The sequence below is a fragment of the Methylocella sp. genome, assembly GCF_041905455.1.
GTDB lineage: Bacteria > Pseudomonadota > Alphaproteobacteria > Rhizobiales > Beijerinckiaceae > Methylocapsa.
The window spans coordinates 1-20091 of sequence record NZ_JAYRLA010000010.1 but is presented as its reverse complement, the minus strand read 5'-3'; the positions used below and the strand labels follow the sequence as shown (position 1 = coordinate 20091).

Annotated in this window: 21 protein-coding genes and 2 pseudogenes; 11 read left to right on the top strand and 12 right to left on the bottom strand. The window is 66.0% G+C overall.

Annotated features, from left to right (window positions below):
- Window positions 1-7: 7 nt before the first annotated feature.
- The 4 genes from lptB to ACE3OG_RS10065 all read right to left on the bottom strand — a co-directional run bounded on the left by lptB (window position 8) and on the right by ACE3OG_RS10065 (window position 3310).
- Complete coding sequence (gene lptB, locus ACE3OG_RS10080; protein WP_374308176.1) at window positions 8-865, bottom strand: LPS export ABC transporter ATP-binding protein; 858 nt, start codon at window positions 863-865, stop codon at window positions 8-10.
- 189 nt (window positions 866-1054) lie between these two features.
- Entirely contained in the window at window positions 1055-1618 is a 564-nt protein-coding gene (locus ACE3OG_RS10075) for an LptA/OstA family protein (protein ID WP_374308174.1), read from the bottom strand.
- Window positions 1615-2445 (bottom strand): hypothetical protein, encoded by an 831-nt coding sequence (locus ACE3OG_RS10070; protein ID WP_374308172.1) that lies wholly within the window; start codon window positions 2443-2445, stop codon window positions 1615-1617. Before ACE3OG_RS10070 ends, ACE3OG_RS10075 begins: the two co-directional genes overlap by 4 nt.
- Before the next feature lie 250 nt (window positions 2446-2695).
- Complete coding sequence (locus ACE3OG_RS10065; RefSeq protein ID WP_374308171.1) at window positions 2696-3310, bottom strand: ribonuclease D; 615 nt, start codon at window positions 3308-3310, stop codon at window positions 2696-2698.
- A 128-nt stretch (window positions 3311-3438) separates the two neighbouring features.
- On the opposite strand from ACE3OG_RS10065, the gene ACE3OG_RS10060 reads away from it, so the two are divergent.
- Window positions 3439-3840: a DUF1236 domain-containing protein gene (locus ACE3OG_RS10060; protein ID WP_374308169.1), complete on the top strand. Its 402-nt coding sequence runs from the start codon at window positions 3439-3441 to the stop codon at window positions 3838-3840.
- Between the two features lie 13 nt (window positions 3841-3853).
- Here ACE3OG_RS10060 and ACE3OG_RS10055 read toward each other — a convergent pair whose 3' ends face one another.
- Together ACE3OG_RS10055 and ACE3OG_RS10050 are read right to left on the bottom strand one after the other, a co-directional pair.
- Window positions 3854-5080, bottom strand: a complete 1227-nt coding sequence (locus tag ACE3OG_RS10055) for a hypothetical protein (RefSeq protein ID WP_374308167.1) — start codon at window positions 5078-5080, stop codon at window positions 3854-3856.
- Window positions 5081-5500: 420 nt separating this feature from the next.
- The gene (locus ACE3OG_RS10050) at window positions 5501-6199 is read right to left on the bottom strand and encodes a hypothetical protein (protein ID WP_374308166.1); all 699 of its coding nucleotides are present in this window, start codon (window positions 6197-6199) and stop codon (window positions 5501-5503) included.
- Window positions 6200-6408: 209 nt separating this feature from the next.
- Here ACE3OG_RS10050 and ACE3OG_RS10045 point away from each other — a divergent pair, with 209 nt between their 5' ends.
- Window positions 6409-6996, top strand: a complete 588-nt coding sequence (locus ACE3OG_RS10045) for a LysE family translocator (protein ID WP_374308164.1) — start codon at window positions 6409-6411, stop codon at window positions 6994-6996.
- A gap of 31 nt (window positions 6997-7027) precedes the next feature.
- Here ACE3OG_RS10045 and ACE3OG_RS10040 read toward each other — a convergent pair whose 3' ends face one another.
- Window positions 7028-8020 carry a DUF1289 domain-containing protein gene (locus ACE3OG_RS10040; RefSeq protein WP_374308161.1) on the bottom strand — a complete coding sequence of 331 codons (993 nt, stop codon included), beginning with the start codon at window positions 8018-8020 and terminating at the stop codon, window positions 7028-7030.
- 214 nt (window positions 8021-8234) lie between these two features.
- Between ACE3OG_RS10040 and ACE3OG_RS10035 the strand changes: the two genes are divergently transcribed.
- Complete coding sequence (locus ACE3OG_RS10035) at window positions 8235-10136, top strand: AMP-binding protein (protein ID WP_374308159.1); 1902 nt, start codon at window positions 8235-8237, stop codon at window positions 10134-10136.
- Window positions 10137-10194: 58 nt separating this feature from the next.
- On the opposite strand, the gene ACE3OG_RS10030 is transcribed toward ACE3OG_RS10035, so the two are convergent.
- The 3 genes from ACE3OG_RS10030 to ACE3OG_RS10020 form a co-directional block, all read right to left on the bottom strand.
- Window positions 10195-11088: an ROK family protein gene (locus ACE3OG_RS10030; protein ID WP_374308157.1), complete on the bottom strand. Its 894-nt coding sequence runs from the start codon at window positions 11086-11088 to the stop codon at window positions 10195-10197.
- 80 nt (window positions 11089-11168) lie between these two features.
- Entirely contained in the window at window positions 11169-11702 is a 534-nt protein-coding gene (locus tag ACE3OG_RS10025; RefSeq protein ID WP_374308155.1) for a Dps family protein, read from the bottom strand.
- 100 nt (window positions 11703-11802) lie between these two features.
- The gene (locus ACE3OG_RS10020) at window positions 11803-12669 is read right to left on the bottom strand and encodes a tellurite resistance TerB family protein (RefSeq protein ID WP_374308154.1); all 867 of its coding nucleotides are present in this window, start codon (window positions 12667-12669) and stop codon (window positions 11803-11805) included.
- 230 nt (window positions 12670-12899) lie between these two features.
- Between ACE3OG_RS10020 and ACE3OG_RS10015 the strand changes: the two genes are divergently transcribed.
- Window positions 12900-13703 carry an SHOCT domain-containing protein gene (locus tag ACE3OG_RS10015; RefSeq protein WP_374308152.1) on the top strand — a complete coding sequence of 268 codons (804 nt, stop codon included), beginning with the start codon at window positions 12900-12902 and terminating at the stop codon, window positions 13701-13703.
- A gap of 399 nt (window positions 13704-14102) precedes the next feature.
- Here the strand turns inward: ACE3OG_RS10015 and ACE3OG_RS10010 are convergent, their stop codons facing one another.
- Complete coding sequence (locus ACE3OG_RS10010) at window positions 14103-14516, bottom strand: MarR family winged helix-turn-helix transcriptional regulator (RefSeq protein WP_374308150.1); 414 nt, start codon at window positions 14514-14516, stop codon at window positions 14103-14105.
- A 227-nt stretch (window positions 14517-14743) separates the two neighbouring features.
- Here ACE3OG_RS10010 and ccoN point away from each other — a divergent pair, with 227 nt between their 5' ends.
- From ccoN to ccoS, 6 genes are all read left to right on the top strand, one after another.
- Window positions 14744-16408, top strand: coding sequence for a cytochrome-c oxidase, cbb3-type subunit I (gene ccoN, locus ACE3OG_RS10005; protein ID WP_374308148.1), 1665 nt, complete (start codon window positions 14744-14746; stop codon window positions 16406-16408).
- 9 nt (window positions 16409-16417) lie between these two features.
- The gene (gene ccoO / locus ACE3OG_RS10000) at window positions 16418-17161 is read left to right on the top strand and encodes a cytochrome-c oxidase, cbb3-type subunit II (RefSeq protein WP_374308355.1); all 744 of its coding nucleotides are present in this window, start codon (window positions 16418-16420) and stop codon (window positions 17159-17161) included.
- Window positions 17154-17330, top strand: coding sequence for a cbb3-type cytochrome oxidase subunit 3 (locus ACE3OG_RS09995; RefSeq protein ID WP_374308146.1), 177 nt, complete (start codon window positions 17154-17156; stop codon window positions 17328-17330). Before ccoO ends, ACE3OG_RS09995 begins: the two co-directional genes overlap by 8 nt.
- Window positions 17321-18199 (top strand): cytochrome-c oxidase, cbb3-type subunit III, encoded by an 879-nt coding sequence (ccoP, locus tag ACE3OG_RS09990; RefSeq protein WP_374308144.1) that lies wholly within the window; start codon window positions 17321-17323, stop codon window positions 18197-18199. The genes ACE3OG_RS09995 and ccoP overlap by 10 nt, the downstream gene beginning before the upstream one ends.
- Before the next feature lie 233 nt (window positions 18200-18432).
- On the top strand, window positions 18433-19269 hold the full coding sequence (locus ACE3OG_RS09985; RefSeq protein ID WP_374308142.1) for a DUF2189 domain-containing protein: 837 nt from the start codon (window positions 18433-18435) through the stop codon (window positions 19267-19269).
- Between the two features lie 7 nt (window positions 19270-19276).
- Window positions 19277-19417, top strand: a complete 141-nt coding sequence (ccoS, locus tag ACE3OG_RS09980) for a cbb3-type cytochrome oxidase assembly protein CcoS (RefSeq protein WP_374308140.1) — start codon at window positions 19277-19279, stop codon at window positions 19415-19417.
- 52 nt (window positions 19418-19469) lie between these two features.
- On the opposite strand, the pseudogene ACE3OG_RS09975 reads toward ccoS, so the two are convergent.
- Window positions 19470-19893, bottom strand: a pseudogene (locus ACE3OG_RS09975) (IS630 family transposase); the annotation flags it as partial.
- On the opposite strand from ACE3OG_RS09975, the pseudogene ACE3OG_RS09970 reads away from it, so the two are divergent.
- A pseudogene (locus tag ACE3OG_RS09970) lies at window positions 19834-20091 on the top strand (helix-turn-helix domain-containing protein); the annotation flags it as partial. The pseudogenes ACE3OG_RS09975 and ACE3OG_RS09970 overlap by 60 nt on opposite strands.

The window sequence follows — 20091 nt, the reverse complement described above, 5'->3', positions numbered from 1 at the left end:
CGGCGGCTCAGAGCTCGAAGGAATCGCCGAGATAGAAGCGTCGCGCTTGCGCGTCGGCGACGATCGTCTCCGGCGCGCCCTGCGTCAGCACCTTGCCGGCGTGGATGATATAGGCGCGGTCGATGAGGCCGAGCGTTTCGCGCACGTTGTGGTCGGTGATGAGCACGCCGATCCCGCGCGTCTTGAGATGCTGCACCAGAAGCTGGATGTCGGCGACGGCGATCGGATCGATGCCGGCGAAAGGCTCGTCGAGCAGGATGAACGCCGGCCGGCAGGCGAGCGCGCGGGCGATCTCGCAGCGCCGCCGCTCGCCGCCCGACAGGGCGATCGAGGGCGAATGGCGCAGCGCCTCGATGTCGAACTCCTTGAGCAGCGCGTCGAGCTCTCGCTCGCGCTGGTCCTTGTCCTTCTGGGTGATCTCGAGGACGGCGCGGATGTTGTCCTCGACGGAAAGACCGCGGAAGATCGAGGGCTCCTGCGGCAGATAGCCGATGCCAAGGCGGGCGCGCCGGTACATCGGCAGCCGCGTCACATCGTGGCCGTCGAGCTCGATGCGGCCCGCGTCGGGCCGGACCAGCCCGGAGATCATGTAGAAGAGCGTCGTCTTGCCGGCGCCGTTGGGGCCGAGCAGCCCGACCGCCTCGCCGCGGCGGACGGTCATGCTGACGTCCTCGATGATGCGGCGCAGTTTGTAGGCCTTGCGCAGCCGGGTCACCGAGAGCACCCCGGCGCGCGGCGCGACGGCCGCGCTCTCGCGCGCGGGGGCGCGCTCGGAGGCGCCGGCGATCGGCGGACGCGACGCCGGCGGCTCGGGAACGCCTCCAGCGGCCCCGCCGTCAATGATGGCGCGCGGCGGAACGTTCATGAAATCAGGGAGGAGGCGCAGCGGCAATCGCGACAAATCCCGTGGCCTCGCCAGTCGGCCGCCCGCGGCGGGCCTTCAGCCGGTCGGACGGAAATGCGCTTGAGCCGAGCGCCGCCATGACGCGGCGCGCTCGTTCTGACACAGGCGCGGGACGAGGTCCAACGCCGCGGCGCCTTGCGCAAAGCTCAGTCAGTTCTTCGGCTTCTGCTTCTTGTCGTCGTCCTTCGGCTGGAACATGCTCTTGACGCGCCCGACGATGACCGCCTTCTTGGTGGTGAGGTCATAGGCGAGCTTGTCGCCCTTGGTGACGTTGGTTCCCTGCGTCACCGTGACGTTTCCATAGAGATAGAGCGTGTCCTCGCCCTTCTCGTAGACGCCGCGGTCGCCGGTCGAGACCTGATCCTTGGTGATCAGCGTCACCGGCCCCGTCGCCTCCATGCGCTTCACGTCGCTCGTCGAGGACGGCGTCGACTCCGCGCCCTCCGGCTTGGGGGCAAGGTAGAGAACGAGGACGCTCGACTTCAACGTGCTGCCGCCCTGCCGCGCGACGACGTCGCCGGTGTAAACGAGCTTCTGCTCCTTGTCGTAATAGTCGAGCTTGGCCGCGTCGATCTGGATCGGCTCCTTGTCGTCGCCGCCCGGCAAAGCCGCGCCCGAGTCTTTCGCCTTTCCCTGCGCCAGCGCGCCGGAGGCGAGGACGCTCCCCGCGATAACGAGGGCCGCGAGGCCGCGCGCGCAGGCGGGCAAGGTCACGGCAGCTTCTCCTGCGCGAGGCTCGCGCCGGCCGGCGCCGGCGCGTCGACGTCGGCTTCGCCAGGCGGCAGCGCGAGCGGAAGCTCCTTTTCCTCCTTGCTGGAGTCGAAGGTCGAGCGCACGCCGCCGACGAAGGAGACCATGCCATCGCCGCCGATGTCCATCCGGTCCGCGGCGATGAGGCCGCCTTTGAGCAGCACCTTGACCGGCGTCGGCGACACCAGCCCGCCGGTCTTGAAGTCCATCTGCGCGGACTTCATGAAGATCGCGTAGCCCGCCTTCTCGTTGCGGATCTGCGGGGCGCCGTCGAGGGTCAGGCTGTCGGTCAGATTATCGTAGGCGCCGTGGCGCGCCGTGACCTTCAACGCCGTCTGGTCGCGCATCCCGATCAGCGCGTCGATGCCGGCGAGCTCGACCCGATCCGGCGTCGTCGTATCCTGATGGCCGGAGGCGGCGGTGATCTCGTACGGCCGGCCGTCCTTCTGGAAGCCCTTGATCTTCGGCGCGTCGACGGTGATCTGCGTGCCGTCGAGCTTCACCTGGCCGATGGTGATGTTGCGCGGAATGCGACGGAACGGATCGAACACGGCGTAGACCGCCGCCGATCCGGCGGCCGCCAGGCAGAACGCGACGATGGACCAGCGCAGAATCCGCACGCGCAGGGAATGGCGGCGCGCCGCGCTGAAAGCGCCTCGCCATGGCGAATGCGACAGTTCGAGCACATCGCCAAGGCGCTGGCGCTCGGCGCGACGCGGGGCGTCGTCGGACCGGGCCGCGTCGTGGGAGATCCGCCGGCCCCATGGGGCGTCGCTTGGGACGTCCGTCATCAATGGTTCTTTCAGGTTCAAGACCGGCGCGCGGGGGAAGCCCCGTCCCTCGGTTTCAGACAGCAAGCGAGCGCGGCGAAGTCAAGGCGCGCCGCAGCGAGCCGCGGCGACGCTTGAGCGGGGCGTTACGCCTGAAAATGGCGACGGCCGCTCCAAAATCCAGCCGGCCCCGGCGAAAATAGCCCTCGCCGCGGCGCTTCGTCACATCGACGTCAGGCGGACCCGCCGCGCGGCGCGCGTCGATAATTTCTCATTGATGGGAAAAAATGTCTGAATCTCCCCATCCCAGCAGGTCGAGCTTCGCGCGCGTCGGCAGAAAGGCGAAGCTCGCGGCGGCGAACTCCTGCCTGCCCTCTCGCGCGAGCATCGCGTCGAGCCGAGCGCGCAACGCATGCAAGTGAAGCACGTCGGACGCCGCATAGGCAAGCTGGGCGTCGGTGAGGACGTCGGCTCCCCAGTCCGACGACTGCTGCTGCTTCGAAAGATCGACGCCCAAAAGCTCGCGCGAAAGATCCTTGAGGCCGTGCCGGTCGGTGTAGGTGCGCGTGAGCTTCGAGGCGATCTTGGTGCAATAGACCGGGCCCGGCATCACGCCGAACGTCTTGTAGAGGATGGCGAGGTCGAAACGGGCGAAGTGGAACAGCTTGACGACGGAAGGGTCGGCGAGCAGCCGTTCGAGATTGGGCGCGCGCGCCTGGCCGCGCGCGATCTGCACGAGATCGGCCGAGCCGTCGCCGCGCGAAAGCTGCACGAGGCACAGCCGGTCGCGTTGCGGCAGGAGGCCGAGCGTCTCGGTGTCGACGGCGACCGCGGCGCCGAAATCGGCGTCCGCCGGCAGGTCGCCCTTGTGAAGCCGAATGGTCACGACGTCGAGGCGGGAGAGCGCGCTATGGTCATGGCGCGCGCCTAGCACCGCGCGCGACTTCAGGCAAGACGAAAACGGGAACCGTCGCGAGGCGGCGACATTATATAGAAAGCTTCTAGGAAACGCGCATGAACAGAAGGCTCGGCGTAGCCGTCCTCGCCGCCCTCATCGCTCCCGTAAGCGCCGCCAAGGCCCAAGCGCCCGCCCCCGACGCGAAGGCGCGCCCGGGTCAGGTTCTGACGCCTGAAAGCGGACCGCCGCGCAGACCTGTCGAAGGCGCGCCGGCCGCCGGGGTCCTCGGCGCGGATCAGGCGCCAGCCTTCCGGCAGCGCGCGTTGCAGGATCATCGCTCGAACGCGCATGTCGACCGGGAGCTCGCCGTCGGCGGGCGGCTTCCCCCGGCCGGGATCACCTACCTGCCCATCCCGCCGGAATTCGGAGTCCCGCCGCGTTACCGCTACGCGGTCGTGAACGGCCAGCCGGTGATCGTCGATCCGACGACGCGCGAGATCGTCCAGATCGTCCGGTGACGCCGCGCCGCGCTCATTGCGGACATGAAGCGGCTTCCCCCGTGGGAGGGACGTAGCCGCGCGGCCCCCATCCGCGCGGGGGCGCGGCGTAGCCCGCGCGAAAAGCCGGAGAGCGCTCCGAAATGCGATACAGCGATCCGCCCGAGCAGAGCGGATCGCGCAGCATCGGCGCCGAGTCGCCCTGCATCACGACGCCAGCCGTGTTCATGATTCCGCCGGCGTAGTTCCAGTAGACGTTCGAGACGACCTTGGGATAGGCAGGCTGGACGTCCCCGGAGTAGAAGCTTTGCGCGCCGGCGGCGCCGGCCCACTCCGTCCGTTGCGCGCCGCGAAAGCCGCCTATGACGATGTTGCCAGCGAAAGCGTTGCCGGTCATGGCGCTTTTGCGCGCCGGAGGATCGCATCCGCCGTATTGATAGGTGATCACCTTGCCGGAAGAGCCGAGGTCGAACACGTTCTGCGTCACCAGATTGTCCGCGCCGCACAGGAAGATCACGCTAGCGTCGCCGGCGACGTCCCGCGATCCCGGGTTCGCGCAGATGTTCTGGCGGAATATGACGTTCGACGTCGCCGCGTCCCCATAGAAGCAGCGGTTGTTGCTCCCTGCCCCGTTGCCATAGTCCTTGACGTAATTGTTCTCGATCACGATGTCGGTCGAGGTTGACAGATAATCCTGCATATAGATCGCGCCGCCGTCGCCGTTGCGCTTCATGCAGCGCAGAAAGACGCTGTTCAAAACCCTGAAGCCGGAGATGTCGTCGCGCCCGCCATGCGCCGATGCGCGCACGCACATGCCGTTCGAATCGGCGACGAGGACGTTCGACACGACGGTGCCGCGCACCTCGCCCTCCGCAAGCACGCCGCCGGTGTCGGAATAGCGCGCGGCGTCGGGCACGATAATGTTGACGACCTCGACCTCTCGGACGACGTTGCCCGAAGCCGGCCGCGTCGTCGCGCCGCGCGTGCAGTCGTTCGGCCCGAACCCCGCGCCGCCATGGATCATGACGCCGCCATATTCGACGTCGCGGATCTTGAGGTTTTCGATCGTGACGTTCGAGGCGCCGCGCAGGCAAATGGCGCTTTCGAGCCGTCCGCCGGCGTCGATCACCGCCGCGTCCCAGCGCTGATCGGGCGCTCCGCTGAGCCTCGCGCCGTCGTCGGCCGGGCCGAGCTCGACGACCGACTTGAGCGCATAGGTTCCCGGCAGCAGATAGACGGTCTTGACCTTCGAGGCGCGCATTCTGTCGCGGGCCTTTTCAAGGCTCGCGCAAGGATCCGCGCGCGAGCAGCCTGCGGCGTCGGAGCCGTCCGGCGAGAGGTAGTAGGCCGACGGCGCTTCGCCGGCGGGCGCGGCGCGGCTCGCGGCGAAGACTCCGCACGCTGCGGCGACGATCGCCGTCAGAACGCGGACTACGCCGCGCCGAAGAGGAGGTTCATACGCGTCGCGGCGCATCGACAGGCGAACGGAGGGCGGCGTGAAAAGGGCCGGCGATAAAAGGCCTCATCGCAATCGTCCAAATCTGGCTTGAAGCGAGACTAAGCTGCGCCGTTGCTGCGGCGCAAAAAAATACGCAGCGACGATAAAATAAGCCTACCGCGGCCGTCAAGGCGCGCCTCGGTTTCCACCGCTCGGCGGCGGCCTTTTTAGGCCGGCCGCGATTTAGCGCTCGAAATGCCGCAGCGCCCGCTCGAACGGCGCTTTAGAGACCTTGACCAGTCCGGACGCCGGCGTGTCCATGTCGAGGATGAGATAGAGCGCTGCGGAGATGAGAAGGGTCGACAGGACGAAGGACGCGGCCACGGCCTTGCTGCGCGGCGCCTGGTAGCCGTAGCTGGCGACGATCATGGCGAGCCAGACGATCAGCATGACGATGAGCGGCGCGGGGATGGTTCCCCCGGCGTCGTCGACGGTGATCCAGCGGTCGCGCACGGCCCGGCGATAAAGCTCGCGCGCGTCGTTCCACAGCGAAAGCTGCTGCTCGTCGGCGAGCTTCATCGCCCTCAGACGCGCGCCGGCGGCGTCCAGAATCGCCTCCGCCGCGGGATCTTCCTCGACGATGTCGGGCTCGGCGATCGAGGCGCGCAGATAATCCGCGAGCAGGCGTCGCGTCTCGTCGGCGGGCGGACCCGGCGCCTTGAGGGTCCGGTCCAGAAGAATGAGGTCCGTCGCGAGCTCGTGGAGATGGCGGGTGTCGGCCTCGAACGTATTTTTCGCCGAATTGAGCATAAGACTCAAGGCGATCGTCGTCATCACGACGAGGATGCTCGCGACGAGCCGGACCGTCGCGTTGACCTCGCTTTGCGCGGGTCCGTTGTCGGCCCTCGCGGCGAAACGGCCGGCGAGGGCCGCCGCGCTCATGCAGACGAAGGCGGCGAGCGTGGCGAGGACGATCGCAAGCTGGCTCAGGGCGACGCGCTCCCGACGGGTTTCGGTCTCTGCGCCTTTCTTACTCCGCCACCATTAACGGGGCTTTTTCGTCGCGTGGTCGCCTGCGCGACCGCGCTTGCCGTCCCCCGCCCCGGATGGCAAAGCGAAGGCGCGCCATGAGCGCAGGCGGGGCGACGGCAATGGGCGTAACGATCGAATTCGCTGCGGCGGCGCTTTCCCTCCTGCTCGTTCCCGGCCCAACCAACACTCTGCTCGCCGCCTCCGGCGCGCTGCGCGGCTTTCGCGCCTCGCTGCCGCTCATAGCCGCCGAGGTCGGCGGGTACATGGCCTCGATCTGCGCTCTTCTCGCCGTGTTCGGCTCAGGCGCGGCGCAGCGTCCCACCCTCACGCTCACGCTCAAGGCGGCCGCCGCGCTCTGGCTCTGCTCTTGCGCCCTCAAGCTCTGGCGCGAAGCGCGTCAAGACCTCGCCATCGCGGACGAACCCGCCGGCTTCGGCCGTCTGTTCGTCGCGACGCTGCTCAATCCCAAGGCGCTCATTTTCGCCTTCGTCATCGCGCCGACCGCGGGGCTCGCCGGCGCCGCGCCCTGGCTCGCCGCGCTCTGCGCCATGATCGCGGCGGCCGGCCTGTGCTGGATCGCGCTCGGCGCATGGCTTGGCTCATCTTCCGGCCCAGGGCTCGCGCCCGGCCTCATTCGCCGCGCCGCGGCGCTCGTCCTACTCGCCTTCGCCGGCGCTCTCGCGAGCTCCGCGGTGGCGGCGCTGTGAGCGTCCGCCGCCTCGACGCCGCCGCGTCCGGCTAGGCGGGGTGAAACAGCGCCGAGAGGACATAGCCTTTCGGCAAGGCCAGCGTCGGCGGCGCGTCGAACCCTTGCGCGACGAGGCCGGGCAGAAGATGGGTGTACGGGCCCTCGGGCGAGGCGCCGTCGGGCGGCGGGATCGCGGCGTCGACTTCGGCGCGAAGGCGCGGCGCTTCGACGACCCGCACCGGGCTCTCCTCCACCACCGCCGCACGAATGCGCTCGAGACATTCCGGCCACGGCGCGCCGCAATGCGCGCCGATCCGCGCCGCGAGCGACGCGGAACAGCGGATCGAGAAGCGCGCCGCGCTACGGCCGAGGCCGACGTCGAAGCGCGCTCCTCCCGCGTCGCGGGCGAGGAGCGCGTCGTGGTCCGGGCCGAGCGCCGTCAGCGCGCCCGGGCCGGGCGGACCGACGCGCCCGGCGGGCGCGGCCAGCGCGACGAGCGGCGGCCCGGACGGGCGCGTCATCTCGAAGGCGGTCAGATAGTCAGGCGCCTCGACGCGGAGCGCCGCGCGGCGCGTGCGCAGCGTCAGGAAAAGCCCGCGGCGACGGGCTTCATAGGCCTCGCCGGGTTCGCGCAGGACCTCCGCCACCGCGCCGTAGACGCCGACCACAAAGACGCCGGAGGCGTCTGAAAAGCGCCGCTCGACTTCGTCGAGCAGTTCGGCGCCGCGCCAGCTCAGACGTCGCGCGGCGAGCCCCGACGCCGCGGCGCGCGACGCCAGCGCGGCCCAGACGCGCCTGCGAAAAGCCTCGTCGGCGCCGCCCCAGGCGGCGATCTCGTCGCGCGTGCGGGCGCAGCCGACGCAAAGCCCGCTGGCCTCGTCGATGGCGCAGGTTCCGACGCAGGGGCTCGCCGGCCGGGAACGCTCGACAAGGACTGGCTGACGTGGATCGACGCTCAAACGACGCTCCGCTCTGAACTCGCGCCCGCGCCCCGGCGCGCGTCCTTGCGCGGCGGCGTGGTCGACGAGGACGGCTTCGCGCACTTCGCCAATCGCCGTAGAGATGTCAATGAAGAACTGCGCCGGGACGGCTGGGCCGCGTCGATCAAAACGACAAGCGACCAAAAGCATTCGCGGAGCCTGAGCGCCCGAAAATCGCTTTATCGTCAAACTTTCTGGCTACTGTACGTCAGTATCTGGCTTCGATATCTTCGCTCCATTACAAATAGAAAAACTAAGAATGTTCGCGGAGGAAACGATGACCAGCGCCTACGCCGCCGTTTACAAGGAATGGCGGGACGATCCGGAATTATTCTGGCGAAAGGCCGCGAAGGCCATCGACTGGATCAAGGCGCCGCAAAAAATCTTTGACACAGGCGCAGGAGTTTACGGCCTGTGGTTTCCCGACGCGGTCTGCAACGCCTGCGCCAACGCCGTCGACCGCCATGTCGAGGCCGGGCGCGGCGATCAAGCGGCGGTCATCTACGACAGCCCGGTCACCGGGACGAAGCGCACGCTGACCTACGCGCAGCTTCAGGAGGAGGTCGGAACGCTCGCGGCCGTCCTGCGCAAGCACGGGGTCGAAAAGGGCGACCGCGTCGTCATCTACATGGCGATGATTCCCGAGGCGGTGATCGGGATGCTCGCCTGCGCGCGCATCGGCGCGATTCATTCCGTCGTGTTCGGCGGCTTCGCGGCGCAGGAGCTCGCCAAGCGCATCGACGATTGCGCGCCCAAGCTCGTGCTCGCGGCCTCCTGCGGCGTCGAGCCGAACCGCGTCGTGCATTACAAGCCGCTGCTCGACGAGGCGATCGAGCTCGCCGCGCGCAAGCCCGCCGCCGTGCTGATGCTGCGGCGTCCGCAGGAGCCGGCGACGCTGACGCAGGGCCGCGACTTCGACTGGACGGCCGAGGTCGAAGCGGCGCGCGCGCAGGGCCTCTTCGCCGACTGCGTCCCCGTCGCCGCAATCGATCCGCTCTACATCCTCTACACTTCGGGGACCACCGGCGCGCCCAAGGGCGTCGTGCGCGATACGGGCGGCTATCTCGTCGCGCTCGAATGGACGATGAGCAACGTCTACGACGTCAAGCCGGGCGAAGTGTTCTGGGCCGCCTCCGACGTCGGCTGGGTCGTCGGCCACAGCTACATCGTTTATGGTCCTCTGATCCATGGCGCGACGACGATCATCTATGAAGGCAAGCCGGTCGGCACGCCCGATCCCGGCGCCTTCTGGCGGGTGATCGAGGAGCATGGCGTCGCCAGCCTGTTCACGGCGCCCACCGCCCTGAGGGCGATCAAGAAGGAAGATCCCGCGGGGACCTGGCTCCAGCGCTACGACGTCTCGCGCCTGCGCGCGCTGTTCCTCGCCGGCGAGCGCGCGGACCCGGACACGATCCAGTGGGCGGAGAAGATCCTGAACGTTCCCGTCGTCGACCACTGGTGGCAGACGGAGACGGGCTGGGCGATCGCCGCCAATCCGCTCGGCCTCGGCATGGCGCCCGTAAAATACGGATCGCCCACCTTTCCGATGCCGGGCTACGACCTCAGCGTCGTCGACGACCTCGGCCATGACGCCGGCCGCAACGAGATGGGGACGATCCTTCTCAGGTTGCCGCTGCCGCCCGGCAATCTCGTCGCGCTGTGGAACCAGGAGGCGCGCATGCGCGCCGGCTACCTCGACGACTTCCCCGGATTCTACAAGACCGGCGACGGCGGCTATGTCGACGACGACGGCTATGTGTTCGTGATGGGCCGCATCGACGACGTCATCAACGTCGCGGGCCACCGCCTGTCGACGGGAGGCATGGAGGAGGTGATCGCCTCTCACCCCGACGTCGCAGAATGCGCGGTGATCGGGATGAACGACGCGATCAAGGGCGAGCAGCCGTGCGGCTTCATCGTGCTGAAGGCCGGGACCTCCGGAACGCATGAGCGCATCGAGAAGGAGCTTGTCCAGCTCGTGCGCGACAAGGTCGGTCCCGTCGCCGCCTTCAAGACGGCGATCGTCGTCGACCGCCTGCCCAAGACGCGGTCCGGCAAGATTCTGCGCGGCGCGATGAAGAAGATCGCCGACCACGATCCGTGGACGACGCCGGCGACGATCGACGATCCCGCCGTCCTCGACGACATCGCCGACGCCCTCAAGGCGAAGGGGATATAGCCGCGCGGGCCTCGGCCATCCGTTCCATTTGCGGGTGTGCCGCGGCGCGCCCGACGCTTTACGCCGGCCAGAGCCACGCCGCGCCGCGCACGCCGCTCGAATCGCCATGCGCCGCCTTGCGCACCTGCGTCGCCAGCGCGTCGGTGAAGGCGTAGCGCGCGATGAGGTCGGTCAGGCCGTCATAGAGCGCTTCGATGTTGGAGACGCCGCCGCCGAGCACGATCACATCCGGGTCGACGATGTTGACGATCGTCGCGAGGCCGCGGGCGAGCCGGTCCCTGTAGCGCGCGAGCGTGTCGCGCGCCGCCGCGTCCGCGGGCGACGCCGCGGCGATCTGCGCCGCGCTCAGCCGCGCTCCGGTCGCCTCGAAATGATCGCGCGACAGGCTCGGCCCGGCGAGGAACGTCTCGACGCAGCCGCGCCTGCCGCAATAACAGGCAGGCCCCGGACGTTCGGCGTCGGTCGGCCACGGCAGCGGATTGTGGCCCCATTCGCCGGCGATCGCGTTGCGCCCCTCGACGATCCGTCCCCCCACCGCAAGGCCGCCGCCGACGCCGGTGCCCAGAATGACGCCGAACACAACCTCCGCGCCGACGCCCGCCCCGTCCGTCGCCTCCGACAGGGCGAAGCAATTGGCGTCGTTGGCGATCCGCGCCGGCCGGCCGAGCGCGGCGGAAAGATCGCGGTCGAGAGGCTCGCCGATCAGCACGGTGCTGTTGGCGTTCTTCATGCGTCCCGTCGCGCGCGACAGCGCGCCCGGCGTCGCGACGCCGACGGTGGCGGGCGCGCCAATCTGCGCCTCGACGCCGGCTACGAGCGCGGCGACGGTTTCGATCGTGCCTCGATAGTCGCCGGCGGGCGTGCGCACGCGCCGACGAACCAGCTCCACGCCCCGTTCGTCGAGCGCGATCGCCTCGATCTTGGTGCCGCCGAGATCCACGCCGATGCGCATCGCGCCGCCTCATCTCAAATCCGGCTAAGAACGCAAAAGGCCGGCGCGAGGCCGGCCTTCCAGCTGCGACAAGACGCGCCTCAGCGGCTTGCGCCGCGGCTCGTCTCGAACAGGAACCAGGTGCGCCGCTCGGACTCGTCGATGAAGTTCTCGAGCAGGCTCGCGGTCGCGACGTCATTATGCTCGTCGCACACTTCGTGCGCCTTGCGCATCGCCGCGGTGTTCGCCTTGTTGTCGGCGATCAGCTCGGCGATCATGTCCTGCGGCGACACGAAAGCCTTGTCATTATCCTTGACGCTGGAGAGCTTGGCGATCTCGCCGATCGAGCGCAGGGTCGTCTGGCCGAGCTTGCGCACGCGCTCGGCGAGCGGATCGATGCTGGCGAAGATTTCCGCCGCCTGCTCGTCGAGCAGCAGGTGATAGTCGCGAAAATGCGGTCCGCTGACGTGCCAGTGGAAGTTCTTCGTCTTGACGTAGAGCGCGAAGGCGTCCGCGACGAGCTTGTTGATCTCGGTGGCGATCGCCGCGGCGGCATTGCCGCCAAGATCGTTCGGCGTGCGCAGCGGGGCCACGCTGGCGTCTTCGGCGCGAGCCGCCTTGGTGTTCGTGGACATTCCTTAAACGCTCCTTTCGGCAGGTCGCCGCTCATCCTGCGGCGCGTATGGCCTCAACGCGGCGCGTCGCGCTCGTGCGCGCCGCAGTCGAAAAAATGCGTCAGGCGGCGGGCGGCGTGAGCGAAGCGGCGGTCGCGTCGATGTGGGCGACGAGCTGCGGATCGAGCGCCAGCGCCTGCGCGAGCCTCGCCAGAAACGCTTTTTCCGGCGCCGAGTCGGCGACGAGATGGGCGGCGGCGTAGACCTGGAGGGCGAGCTCCTTCGACGATCCGACTTCCCTCGCGATCTCCTGCGCGCTCGCCGGCGACCTGATCTCCGCGTCGATGAACTGCGCCGCCTCCTCCTCCATGCCGGCGGCCTTGAGCTGGCCGACGATCTGGGCGCGCTCGGCTTGATCGACCGTTCCGTCGGCGGCGGCGACAGCGACGAGGGTGCGCAGGAGCAAGGTCGCGGTCTCGTTGGTGTGCGCGTCAGCGGAGAAAGGCGATTCCGCCGGCGGCGCGCCGAGCTGATCGAGGCCGGGCACGCCCGCCGTCAGGGGCTTGCCCTCCTGATAGTTGCGGAAAGCCTTGTAGGCCAGTCCGCCGATCGCAGCGAGGCCGCCGACCTGAATGAGGCCGCCCGTCGTCTTGCGCCCGCCCGGGGTGCCGAGCAGAAGCGCTGCGAGGCCGCCGAGCGTCGCCAGCGTGCCGCCGGGGTTCTGCTCGACGAGCTCCTTGGCCTTGGCGATATATTCGCTCGCGGCGGTGTCCTTGAACTGGTCCTGCGCCTTTCCGAGAACGTCGGAGATCGCCGACGCCGTCTGGTCGGCGACGCCCGAGGTCGCCTGCTGCACCGAAGCGCCGGCCTGCTCGGCGGCGGCCCGGCCGCGCTGCAGAGCGTCATTGGCGTTGGCGGCGAGGGCGTCGCCGCCCGCGCCGAACTGACCGCTCGTGATAAGATCCAGAATTCGCTTTGCGTCGAACATGCGGTTTCCTCCAGCGGCCCGCGTGCGGCTCGGGCTAAACGCGCGGCCGGACGAGCGTCTCCGATCCGGCGCCCGTTTCCGGCCGAATCGTCAAGCTAGATGTAGCGCGCGGCCCTGCTCCGTCAATGCGCCGGAGGCGTCGCGATCGGCCGCCCTCGCGGCGCCGAATATGCTAATCTCGAAGGAAGGGCGCAGCCGTCCAGCGGATTCCCATCCTTGAGGAGATTTTCATGCAGGAGCTGACCCCAGAGGGCCGAAAGCTTGTCGAAGAGGCCGCCGCGCGGCGCGGCTTCAGCGGCGAGGCCGCGGCCGAGCTGTTTCGGGCGCTCGCGCTCGGCGATGGAGCCCAGGCGCAGTTCAACAACCCCGAATTCGGCGGCATGGGCCAGTGGTCGCACGGCGGGATGATCATGATCGGGGACATGTTCAACGGTGAGCTCAAGCAGCGGGTCGCCGCCCTGTGCGATGATCTCGCGCCGCTGACCCGGCGCGGAGAGCTGTTCGCGCCGTCGCCCGCCGCGCCCTCCTCAGGCCAATGGCAAGACCAGAGCTACGATGTGTCGGGGGCGAGCGTCAGCGTGTTCGCTCAAGGGTTCGGCCGCGACTGGTGGCCGCAGGAGCTCGGATCGCCGTCGTCTTCGGGAGGCCAGAACGACCTGCAATACGCCTGTTTCCCGCAGGCGCGCCGCCTCGCGGTCAAATCGGGCGGCCATGTCCGCATCTATGATTCCGGCGACCACCGGATTTCCGGCGTGTCGCAGCAACAGGGCCACGGCCAGAGCCTGATCTTCACAAGCCAGCTCGGCGTCGTCGACGTCGCCTCCCTGCCGCTCGTCGCGGACAGCGCCGCCGCGTCGGCGCCGCAGGCTGCGCCGGCTCCGGAGACGGCGCCCGCCGCGCAAGCTGAGCCTTCGGGCCAGAAGTCCGCCGAAGTGTTCTCGACGCTCGAAAAGCTCGCCGACCTGCGTCAGAAGAACATCATCACCGACGCCGAATTCGCCGCCAAGAAATCGGAGCTGCTCGCCCGGATCTGAAGTCCCGCAAGGCGCCCCCCGCGGCGCGCATCGCCCGCCATCCATCAGGCCGCGGCGCCAGCGCCGGCGCAATTTTCGGCGCGTCCCTCTCTGATGGCGACGAAGATACGTCATCACATTGCGGGGCTAAACACCCTAGGGGAAGAGCGGGCGACGGAGCGCAGGCTCCGCCGAAGCCGCCGCATGTTTGACCGCGGACAACTTCAAAGTCCCCGACCCTGATAAAAGAGGCGCGCGATCCTTCCCCAGGAGCGATTTTTGCTGCTTGTAGCCACAACCTTCTCAGACTTCACAGCAGGCCGCCCAAAATCCCAAGGGGTCTTGAGAACTTTATCTCAGGCCCGCCGCTCGGAAAGCCAACTGCTTACGGCTTGACGAATATGTACAGGGCTCCGCCCATCAGCCGAAACGGCTCAGCAGATCGAGCAGAAGTGGCTTTAGCCGGCGGATTTCTTCCCGATGCGAGGCGGACAGCTCTGCGAGAAGCGCGTTGGCGTGATCGCTGAGAACGAGGATAGTCTTGCGCCGATCCCCTGCAGCCGCCTTGCGCATGACAAGGCCCATCGCGTCAAGCCGGTCAACCAGTTCAGACGCGCTGTGCGGTTTCAGAATCAGCCGGTCGGCGACATAGCCGATCGTCGCCTGTCCAGACGTCTCACCCCGGATCGCAAGCAGGGCCTGATGCTGTCGCGGCGTCAGCCCGACTTCGGCCGCCTTGGTTTCGCTGAAGGCGGTGAAACCTCGCAGCGCCGCCCGAAAATCGGCGAGCGCGGCATAGTCGCTGTCGTGCAGGACCGCAGATTTTCTTGACATCGCCACATCCGTGGTTGAGATTTATCGTAATGCGATATAATTGGAGCGGTCCATTCGGAAACGACCAAGATGAGCCTCTTAGCCCTGCGCCCCGCCGAAATCTATCGCCTCTCCGACTACAGCGCCGATTGGCGCATGATTTTGCTAGCCGCGACGGCCTTCGCTGTGGGCACGGGCGGCGCCTGTGGCAGGAGTCAGAGCGGCGCCGCCGAATATAGAGGCGAGAGATGAAAGAGATCATTCGAACGCTCACCGTAGGAGAGCGGCAGGCGGCTCTCGCGATCGCGATAGGCGTCACTGTCGCCGGGCTGGCGATGGCTGCATTGGGAAACGGCGATCCCTTCGGCGTCCACGGCTACGTAGTCGCGGCATATGGACTCGTCGCAACGATATTCCTGATCCGGTGCTACAATTTGTCGCCGTCGAATGTGGATCGCGCCGACTCGTATTACGACGAGCCAATCAAAGTCGCGGTTGTCTTTTCGCTCGCTTGGGCCGTCGTTGGCATGCTCTTCGGCCTCTGGGCGGCGCTTCAACTCGCGTGGCCGAGTCTCAGTTTCGATCTGCCTTGGTCCTCCTTTGGTAGAATCCGGCCCGACCACACGACTGGCGTCATCTTCGGCTTTGGCGGCAACGCTCTTATCGGGACGTCCTTCTACGTCGTTCAACGAAGCTCGCGCGCGCGTATGCCGGATCAGGTGGCGCCGCTGTTCGTGATTCTAGGATACAACCTCTTCTGCGTCCTCGGCGCCACCGGTTATTTGATGGGGGTCACAAAGTCCAAAGAATATGCGGAGCCGGAATGGTACGCTGGCCTTTGGTTGGTGACGGTCTGGATCGTTTATCTCATCGTCTATTTGAGGACGCTCGCAAGACGAAAAGAACCGCATATCTATGTTGCTAACTGGTATTATATTGCTTTCATCGTTATCGTCGCAATACTGTACATCGTCAACAACCTCGCCGTTCCAGTCGCTTTCACGCGCGCTAAAAGTTACTCTTTATTCGGGGGCGTTCAGGACGCGATGACGCAATGGTGGTACGGCCACAACGCGGTGGCGTTCTTCCTGACAGCCGGCTTCCTCGGCATGCTCTATTACTTCATGCCGAAACGGGCGGGGCGGCCGATTTACTCCTATCGAATCTCCATCATCAGCTTCTGGGGAATCACGTTCTTCTACATCTGGGTGGGTTCGCACCATCTCCACTACACGGCTTTGCCGGAATGGGTGCAGATCCTGGGGATGTCGTTCTCCCTGATGCTCCTCGTGCCCTCGTGGGCGTCCGCGGGGAACGCGCTGATGACCCTCAATGGCGCGTGGGACAAGGTTCGCGACGATGCGACCTTGCGCTTCATGATGGTTGCGGCGGTATTTTACGGCCTTACGACGTTCGAGGGATCGTTCATGGCGATCCGGCCCGTGAACTCGCTCTCGCACTACACCGATTGGACGATCGCCCACGTGCACGCCGGAGCACTCGGCTGGGTGGCGATGATCACGTTCGGGTCGCTATACGCGATGGTGCCTTGGGTTTGGAAAAAGCCGTCGATGTACTCGCCGCGCCTCGTCGAAGTACACTTCTGGTGCGCGCTGAGCGGCGCCCTGATCTATGTGCTCGCGATGTGGAATTCCGGCATCCTGCAAGGGCTTATGTGGCGAACCTACAATGAGCACGGCACGCTCGCCTATTCCTTCGTCGACAGCGTCGTCGCGATGCATCCCTATTACATCGCTCGCGCCCTCGGGGGCCTCATTTTCCTGGTCGGAGTTTTGGTCTGCTGCTTCAACGTTTTCATGACAACACGCACGCCTGTTGACGCCTTCGCGCCGGCACGCCACAAAGTAGATGATGCGCTCGGCCCCGTCCCGTTACCCCGGCCTGCGGAGTGATCCGAGATGTTGTTCAACGTCCACTATCGCCTTGAGCGTAGAACGACAACGCTTCTCATCGGCATCGTCGTCGCCGGAAGCATCGGCGGTTTGGTCGAAATCGCGCCTTTGTTCACGATCGAGGGCACGGTCGAGGCGGCGCCGAATATGCGACTCCTGACGCCTCTCGAGGTGGCCGGCCGCGATATTTACATCCGCGAAGGTTGCTATCTCTGCCATTCGCAAATGATCCGAACGCTCCAGGACGAGGTCGATCGCTACGGTCATTATTCGCTTGCGGTGGAGTCGAAATACGACCATCCGATGCTTTGGGGCTCAAAGCGCATCGGGCCCGACCTGGCGCGGATCGGCGGAAAATATTCCGACGAGTGGCATGTTCGGCATTTGATCGACCCACGCGCGGTCGTCCCTCAGTCGATCATGCCGCGCTATGCTTTTTTGACGCAAAGGGACTTGAAGACAGCCGAGTTGGGCGAAAATCTCGCCGCCCTGCGCGCGGTCGGCGTGCCCTATACGCGAGAGATGATCGACAACGCGTCCGCCGACGCGATCTCCCAGGTCGCCGCCGATTCCTCGGCCGCCGCCGCGCTCCTCAAGCGATATGGCGAGGCGACAAACGTCCGCGAATTCGCCGGTTCGACGTCGAGGGTGACCGAAATGGACGCGCTCGTCGCCTATCTGCAGATGGTCGGCAAACAGATCAACATCGAGGATCACGCCGGCGCAAATAAAAAGCCGCCAGACAATGACTAACCTTTACGCAATGCTGGCGATATTCGCCAGAGCCTACGGACTTTTCCTCTTCATCGGCTTGTCCATCGCCGTGGTCGCGTACGTTTATTGGCCGACCAACCGCGAACGGTTCCGAAAGGCGGCGAAGGCCGTCCTCGACGAAGGAGAGGAGGACAAGCCGTGGCGGTAGAACAAGAACGAGATCCGTTCACCGGCCATCTAACGACCGGTCACGAATGGAATGGCATCATTGAATTGAACACAGCCGTTCCGAAAGTGATCTACATCATTTTCGCAATCTTCTTCGCTGTCGCGGTTGTACTTTGGATTCTGCTGCCCGCTTGGCCAACAGGCAAGAGCTTCACCAAGGGATTGCTCGGCGAGGACCAAAAGACCGATGTCGAGGCCGCCTTGGCGAAGGCGGCCGCGAGGCGGCGCGACTGGGCGGAGCAGATCGCGCAAAAGCCTTTCGCCGAGATTCAGAAGGATGCGGCGCTCATGAGCGCGGTGCGCGACGTCGGGCCGGCGCTGTTCAATGACAATTGCGCCGCTTGTCATCGGCGGGATCTCAAGGGTCAGAAGGGATTTCCGAACCTCACGACGGATCATTGGCTGTGGGGCGGTTCGCCCGATGCGATTTTCGATACGATCAGTTACGGCGTCAACTCGGCGAATCCGAAATCGCGAACGTCGCAAATGCCGGCCTGGGGCCGGGACAAGATGATCACCGAAGCTGACGTCAATGATGTCGTCGCCTATGTCGCGAGCCTCTCCAGCCGCGCTCCTGACGGCTCCTCTTCAGCGGTTACGGCAGGGAAAGCTGTCTTCGCGGCCAATTGCGCCGCCTGTCACGGGGAAAATGCCGAAGGCAATCCCGACATGGGCGCGCCGACGCTTCGCGACCACGCGTGGCTCTACGGAGGAGACTTGGCGACCTTGCACGAAACGGTCTGGGGCGGACGCCAGGGTCATATGCCAACGTGGGAGAGTCGGCTCTCTGTGACGCAACGGAAGATTTTGGCGCTGTACATCGTCGACATGCGAGGCAAAGCGCCGTGAAAGCCAAGGTCTCGGCTCTTCGGGGGCACGCTGTGACATGGATCCTTGTGGTCGGCGCGACATTGTTGTTCGCCGCCGCCAATTGGAGAATGATCCACGTCGCGTTCGCGACCAATCCACATTGTATCCCTCATAAACAGCTCGGCGACGGCTCTCTCCGCGATGGCGTCTTCAGCGCGGCGGAATCAGCCTGCGCGCCATAGGGTGAGATTCAGCCGGGAATGGAGTGAAACGTGTCGATCAGCCTTCCTCCCGTCTCTCCGCCGTTGCCGCACGTACAACGATGGAAGCGCGACGTCTCCGCAAAGTCGGCCCTCGACTGGTTGGCGGCCGGCTGGCGGGACTTCACCGTCTATCCAGGCCAAAGCCTGGCGTACGGCGTCCTCGTTTTTTTTATTTCAGACGCCGTTGTGTTCGGTCTATTCCGCTTCGGCGCGGATTACATCCTGCTCCCTGCTGTGTCGGGCTTCATGGTCGTCGGACCGCTGCTTGCGCTCGGGCTTTACGAGAAGAGCCGTCGTCTCGAGGCCGGCGCACGGCCGACTTTCAAGTCGATGATTTTCGTGAGGCCGGCGTCGGGCGGACAGGTTCTTTTTACCGGCGCGCTTCTCTCTCTCTTGATGCTGACATGGCTTCGCGCGGCCGTGATCATTTACGCGCTTTTCTTCGGAGTGCGGCCTTTTCCTGGTTTTCAAAACATTTCGCAGATCTTGTTCACAACTGAGGTTGGCTGGACGATCTTGATCGTGGGAGCGTTCGTCGGCGCAATTTTTGCCGCTTTCTCCTTCGCGATCAGCGCCTTCTCGCTGCCCATGCTGCTCGACGAGCGGGTCGACGCGTTCACGGCGATGGGTTCGAGCATGGCGTTGGTGTGGAATAACCTCGGCGCAGCGCTCGCGTGGGGGGCGATCGTCTTGGCGTTGATGCTGATTTCCCTGGCGATGGGCTTCGTCGGACTGATCGTTCTTTTCCCGATAGTCGGCCACGGCGCGTGGCACGCCTATCGAGCTATGAACGCCCCGCCGGTGGGCGTCGCATCGGCTTCGGATATTGGGCGAACGATTGCGTGAGCGCGACATGCTGCTCTTGATAATTGTCTCGTTGTTCATGGGCGTGATCGGACTAGCCGCCTTCTTTTGGTCGCTTGACGATGGCCAGTACGATGACTTGCAAGGGGCGGCGGAGCGTATTCTCCATGATGACGATCGGCCGCTTTAGGTCTGGACCGATGGTTCGGGAGACGAAGCGATGAGTCTAGCGCGGGTTCTGTTTAAACCGGTTCATATCCTGCGTTGGCGAAGAGGTTTGCGTATTCGGCTGGAGTGAAGAGATCGATTAGGCGTCCGGTGGCGCGCCAGAGTTCCTCGACGGTTCGCTCGGCGGCCTTGCGCAGATGCGCCTTGAGTTTCGAGAAGGCGTTCTCGATCGGATTGAAGTCGGGGGCTATAGGGCGGCAGATAGAGGAGGCTGGCTCCGGCCGCCTCGATCGCCCTGCGCACGCCGGCGCCCTTGTGGCTGCCGAGATTGTCCATGATCACGACGTCGCCGGGCTTGAGTTCGGGGACGAGGACCTGATCGACATAGGCCTGGAGCCAGCGGCCGTTAACCGGCCCGTCGAGAACCATGGGCGCCGCCATTCCTGTCCGCCGCAGCGCGCCGACGAAAGTGGTGGTTTTCCAGTGGCCATGCGCGATGAGCTTCTCAACGAAAGCCTGTTCCTTGGCCTCGATCATGCCCGGGCGAAGATCGCGACATGGGCCGACGACTATCCGGTTGCGGCGGTGGCGGCCCGGCTTGGGATCAGCAAATACTCGCTCTACGAGTGGAAGAAGCGGTACGCGAAGCCTGCCTCGGCCCATTATGACGATCAGGCTGCCGAAGTCCGCCGGCTG

Bases quoted from the DNA above. Each gene is read 5' to 3' on its own strand.
- ACE3OG_RS10070 (WP_374308172.1), bottom strand. From the start codon at position 2,445: ATGACGGACGTCCCAAGCGACGCCCCATGGGGCCGGCGGATCTCCCAC.
- ACE3OG_RS09995 (WP_374308146.1), top strand. From the start codon at position 17,154: ATGACTAACCTTTACGCAATGCTGGCGATATTCGCCAGAGCCTACGGA.
- ACE3OG_RS10060 (WP_374308169.1), top strand. From the start codon at position 3,439: ATGAACAGAAGGCTCGGCGTAGCCGTCCTCGCCGCCCTCATCGCTCCC.
- ACE3OG_RS10035 (WP_374308159.1), top strand. From the start codon at position 8,235: ATGACCAGCGCCTACGCCGCCGTTTACAAGGAATGGCGGGACGATCCG.
- ccoS (WP_374308140.1), top strand. From the start codon at position 19,277: ATGCTGCTCTTGATAATTGTCTCGTTGTTCATGGGCGTGATCGGACTA.
- ACE3OG_RS10015 (WP_374308152.1), top strand. From the start codon at position 12,900: ATGCAGGAGCTGACCCCAGAGGGCCGAAAGCTTGTCGAAGAGGCCGCC.
- ACE3OG_RS10025 (WP_374308155.1), bottom strand. From the start codon at position 11,702: ATGTCCACGAACACCAAGGCGGCTCGCGCCGAAGACGCCAGCGTGGCC.
- ACE3OG_RS10020 (WP_374308154.1), bottom strand. From the start codon at position 12,669: ATGTTCGACGCAAAGCGAATTCTGGATCTTATCACGAGCGGTCAGTTC.
- ACE3OG_RS10045 (WP_374308164.1), top strand. From the start codon at position 6,409: ATGGGCGTAACGATCGAATTCGCTGCGGCGGCGCTTTCCCTCCTGCTC.
- ccoN (WP_374308148.1), top strand. From the start codon at position 14,744: ATGAAAGAGATCATTCGAACGCTCACCGTAGGAGAGCGGCAGGCGGCT.
- ACE3OG_RS10030 (WP_374308157.1), bottom strand. From the start codon at position 11,088: ATGCGCATCGGCGTGGATCTCGGCGGCACCAAGATCGAGGCGATCGCG.
- ACE3OG_RS10055 (WP_374308167.1), bottom strand. From the start codon at position 5,080: ATGCGCGCCTCGAAGGTCAAGACCGTCTATCTGCTGCCGGGAACCTAT.
- lptB (WP_374308176.1), bottom strand. From the start codon at position 865: ATGAACGTTCCGCCGCGCGCCATCATTGACGGCGGGGCCGCTGGAGGC.
- ACE3OG_RS10050 (WP_374308166.1), bottom strand. From the start codon at position 6,199: ATGAGCGCGGCGGCCCTCGCCGGCCGTTTCGCCGCGAGGGCCGACAAC.
- ACE3OG_RS10010 (WP_374308150.1), bottom strand. From the start codon at position 14,516: ATGTCAAGAAAATCTGCGGTCCTGCACGACAGCGACTATGCCGCGCTC.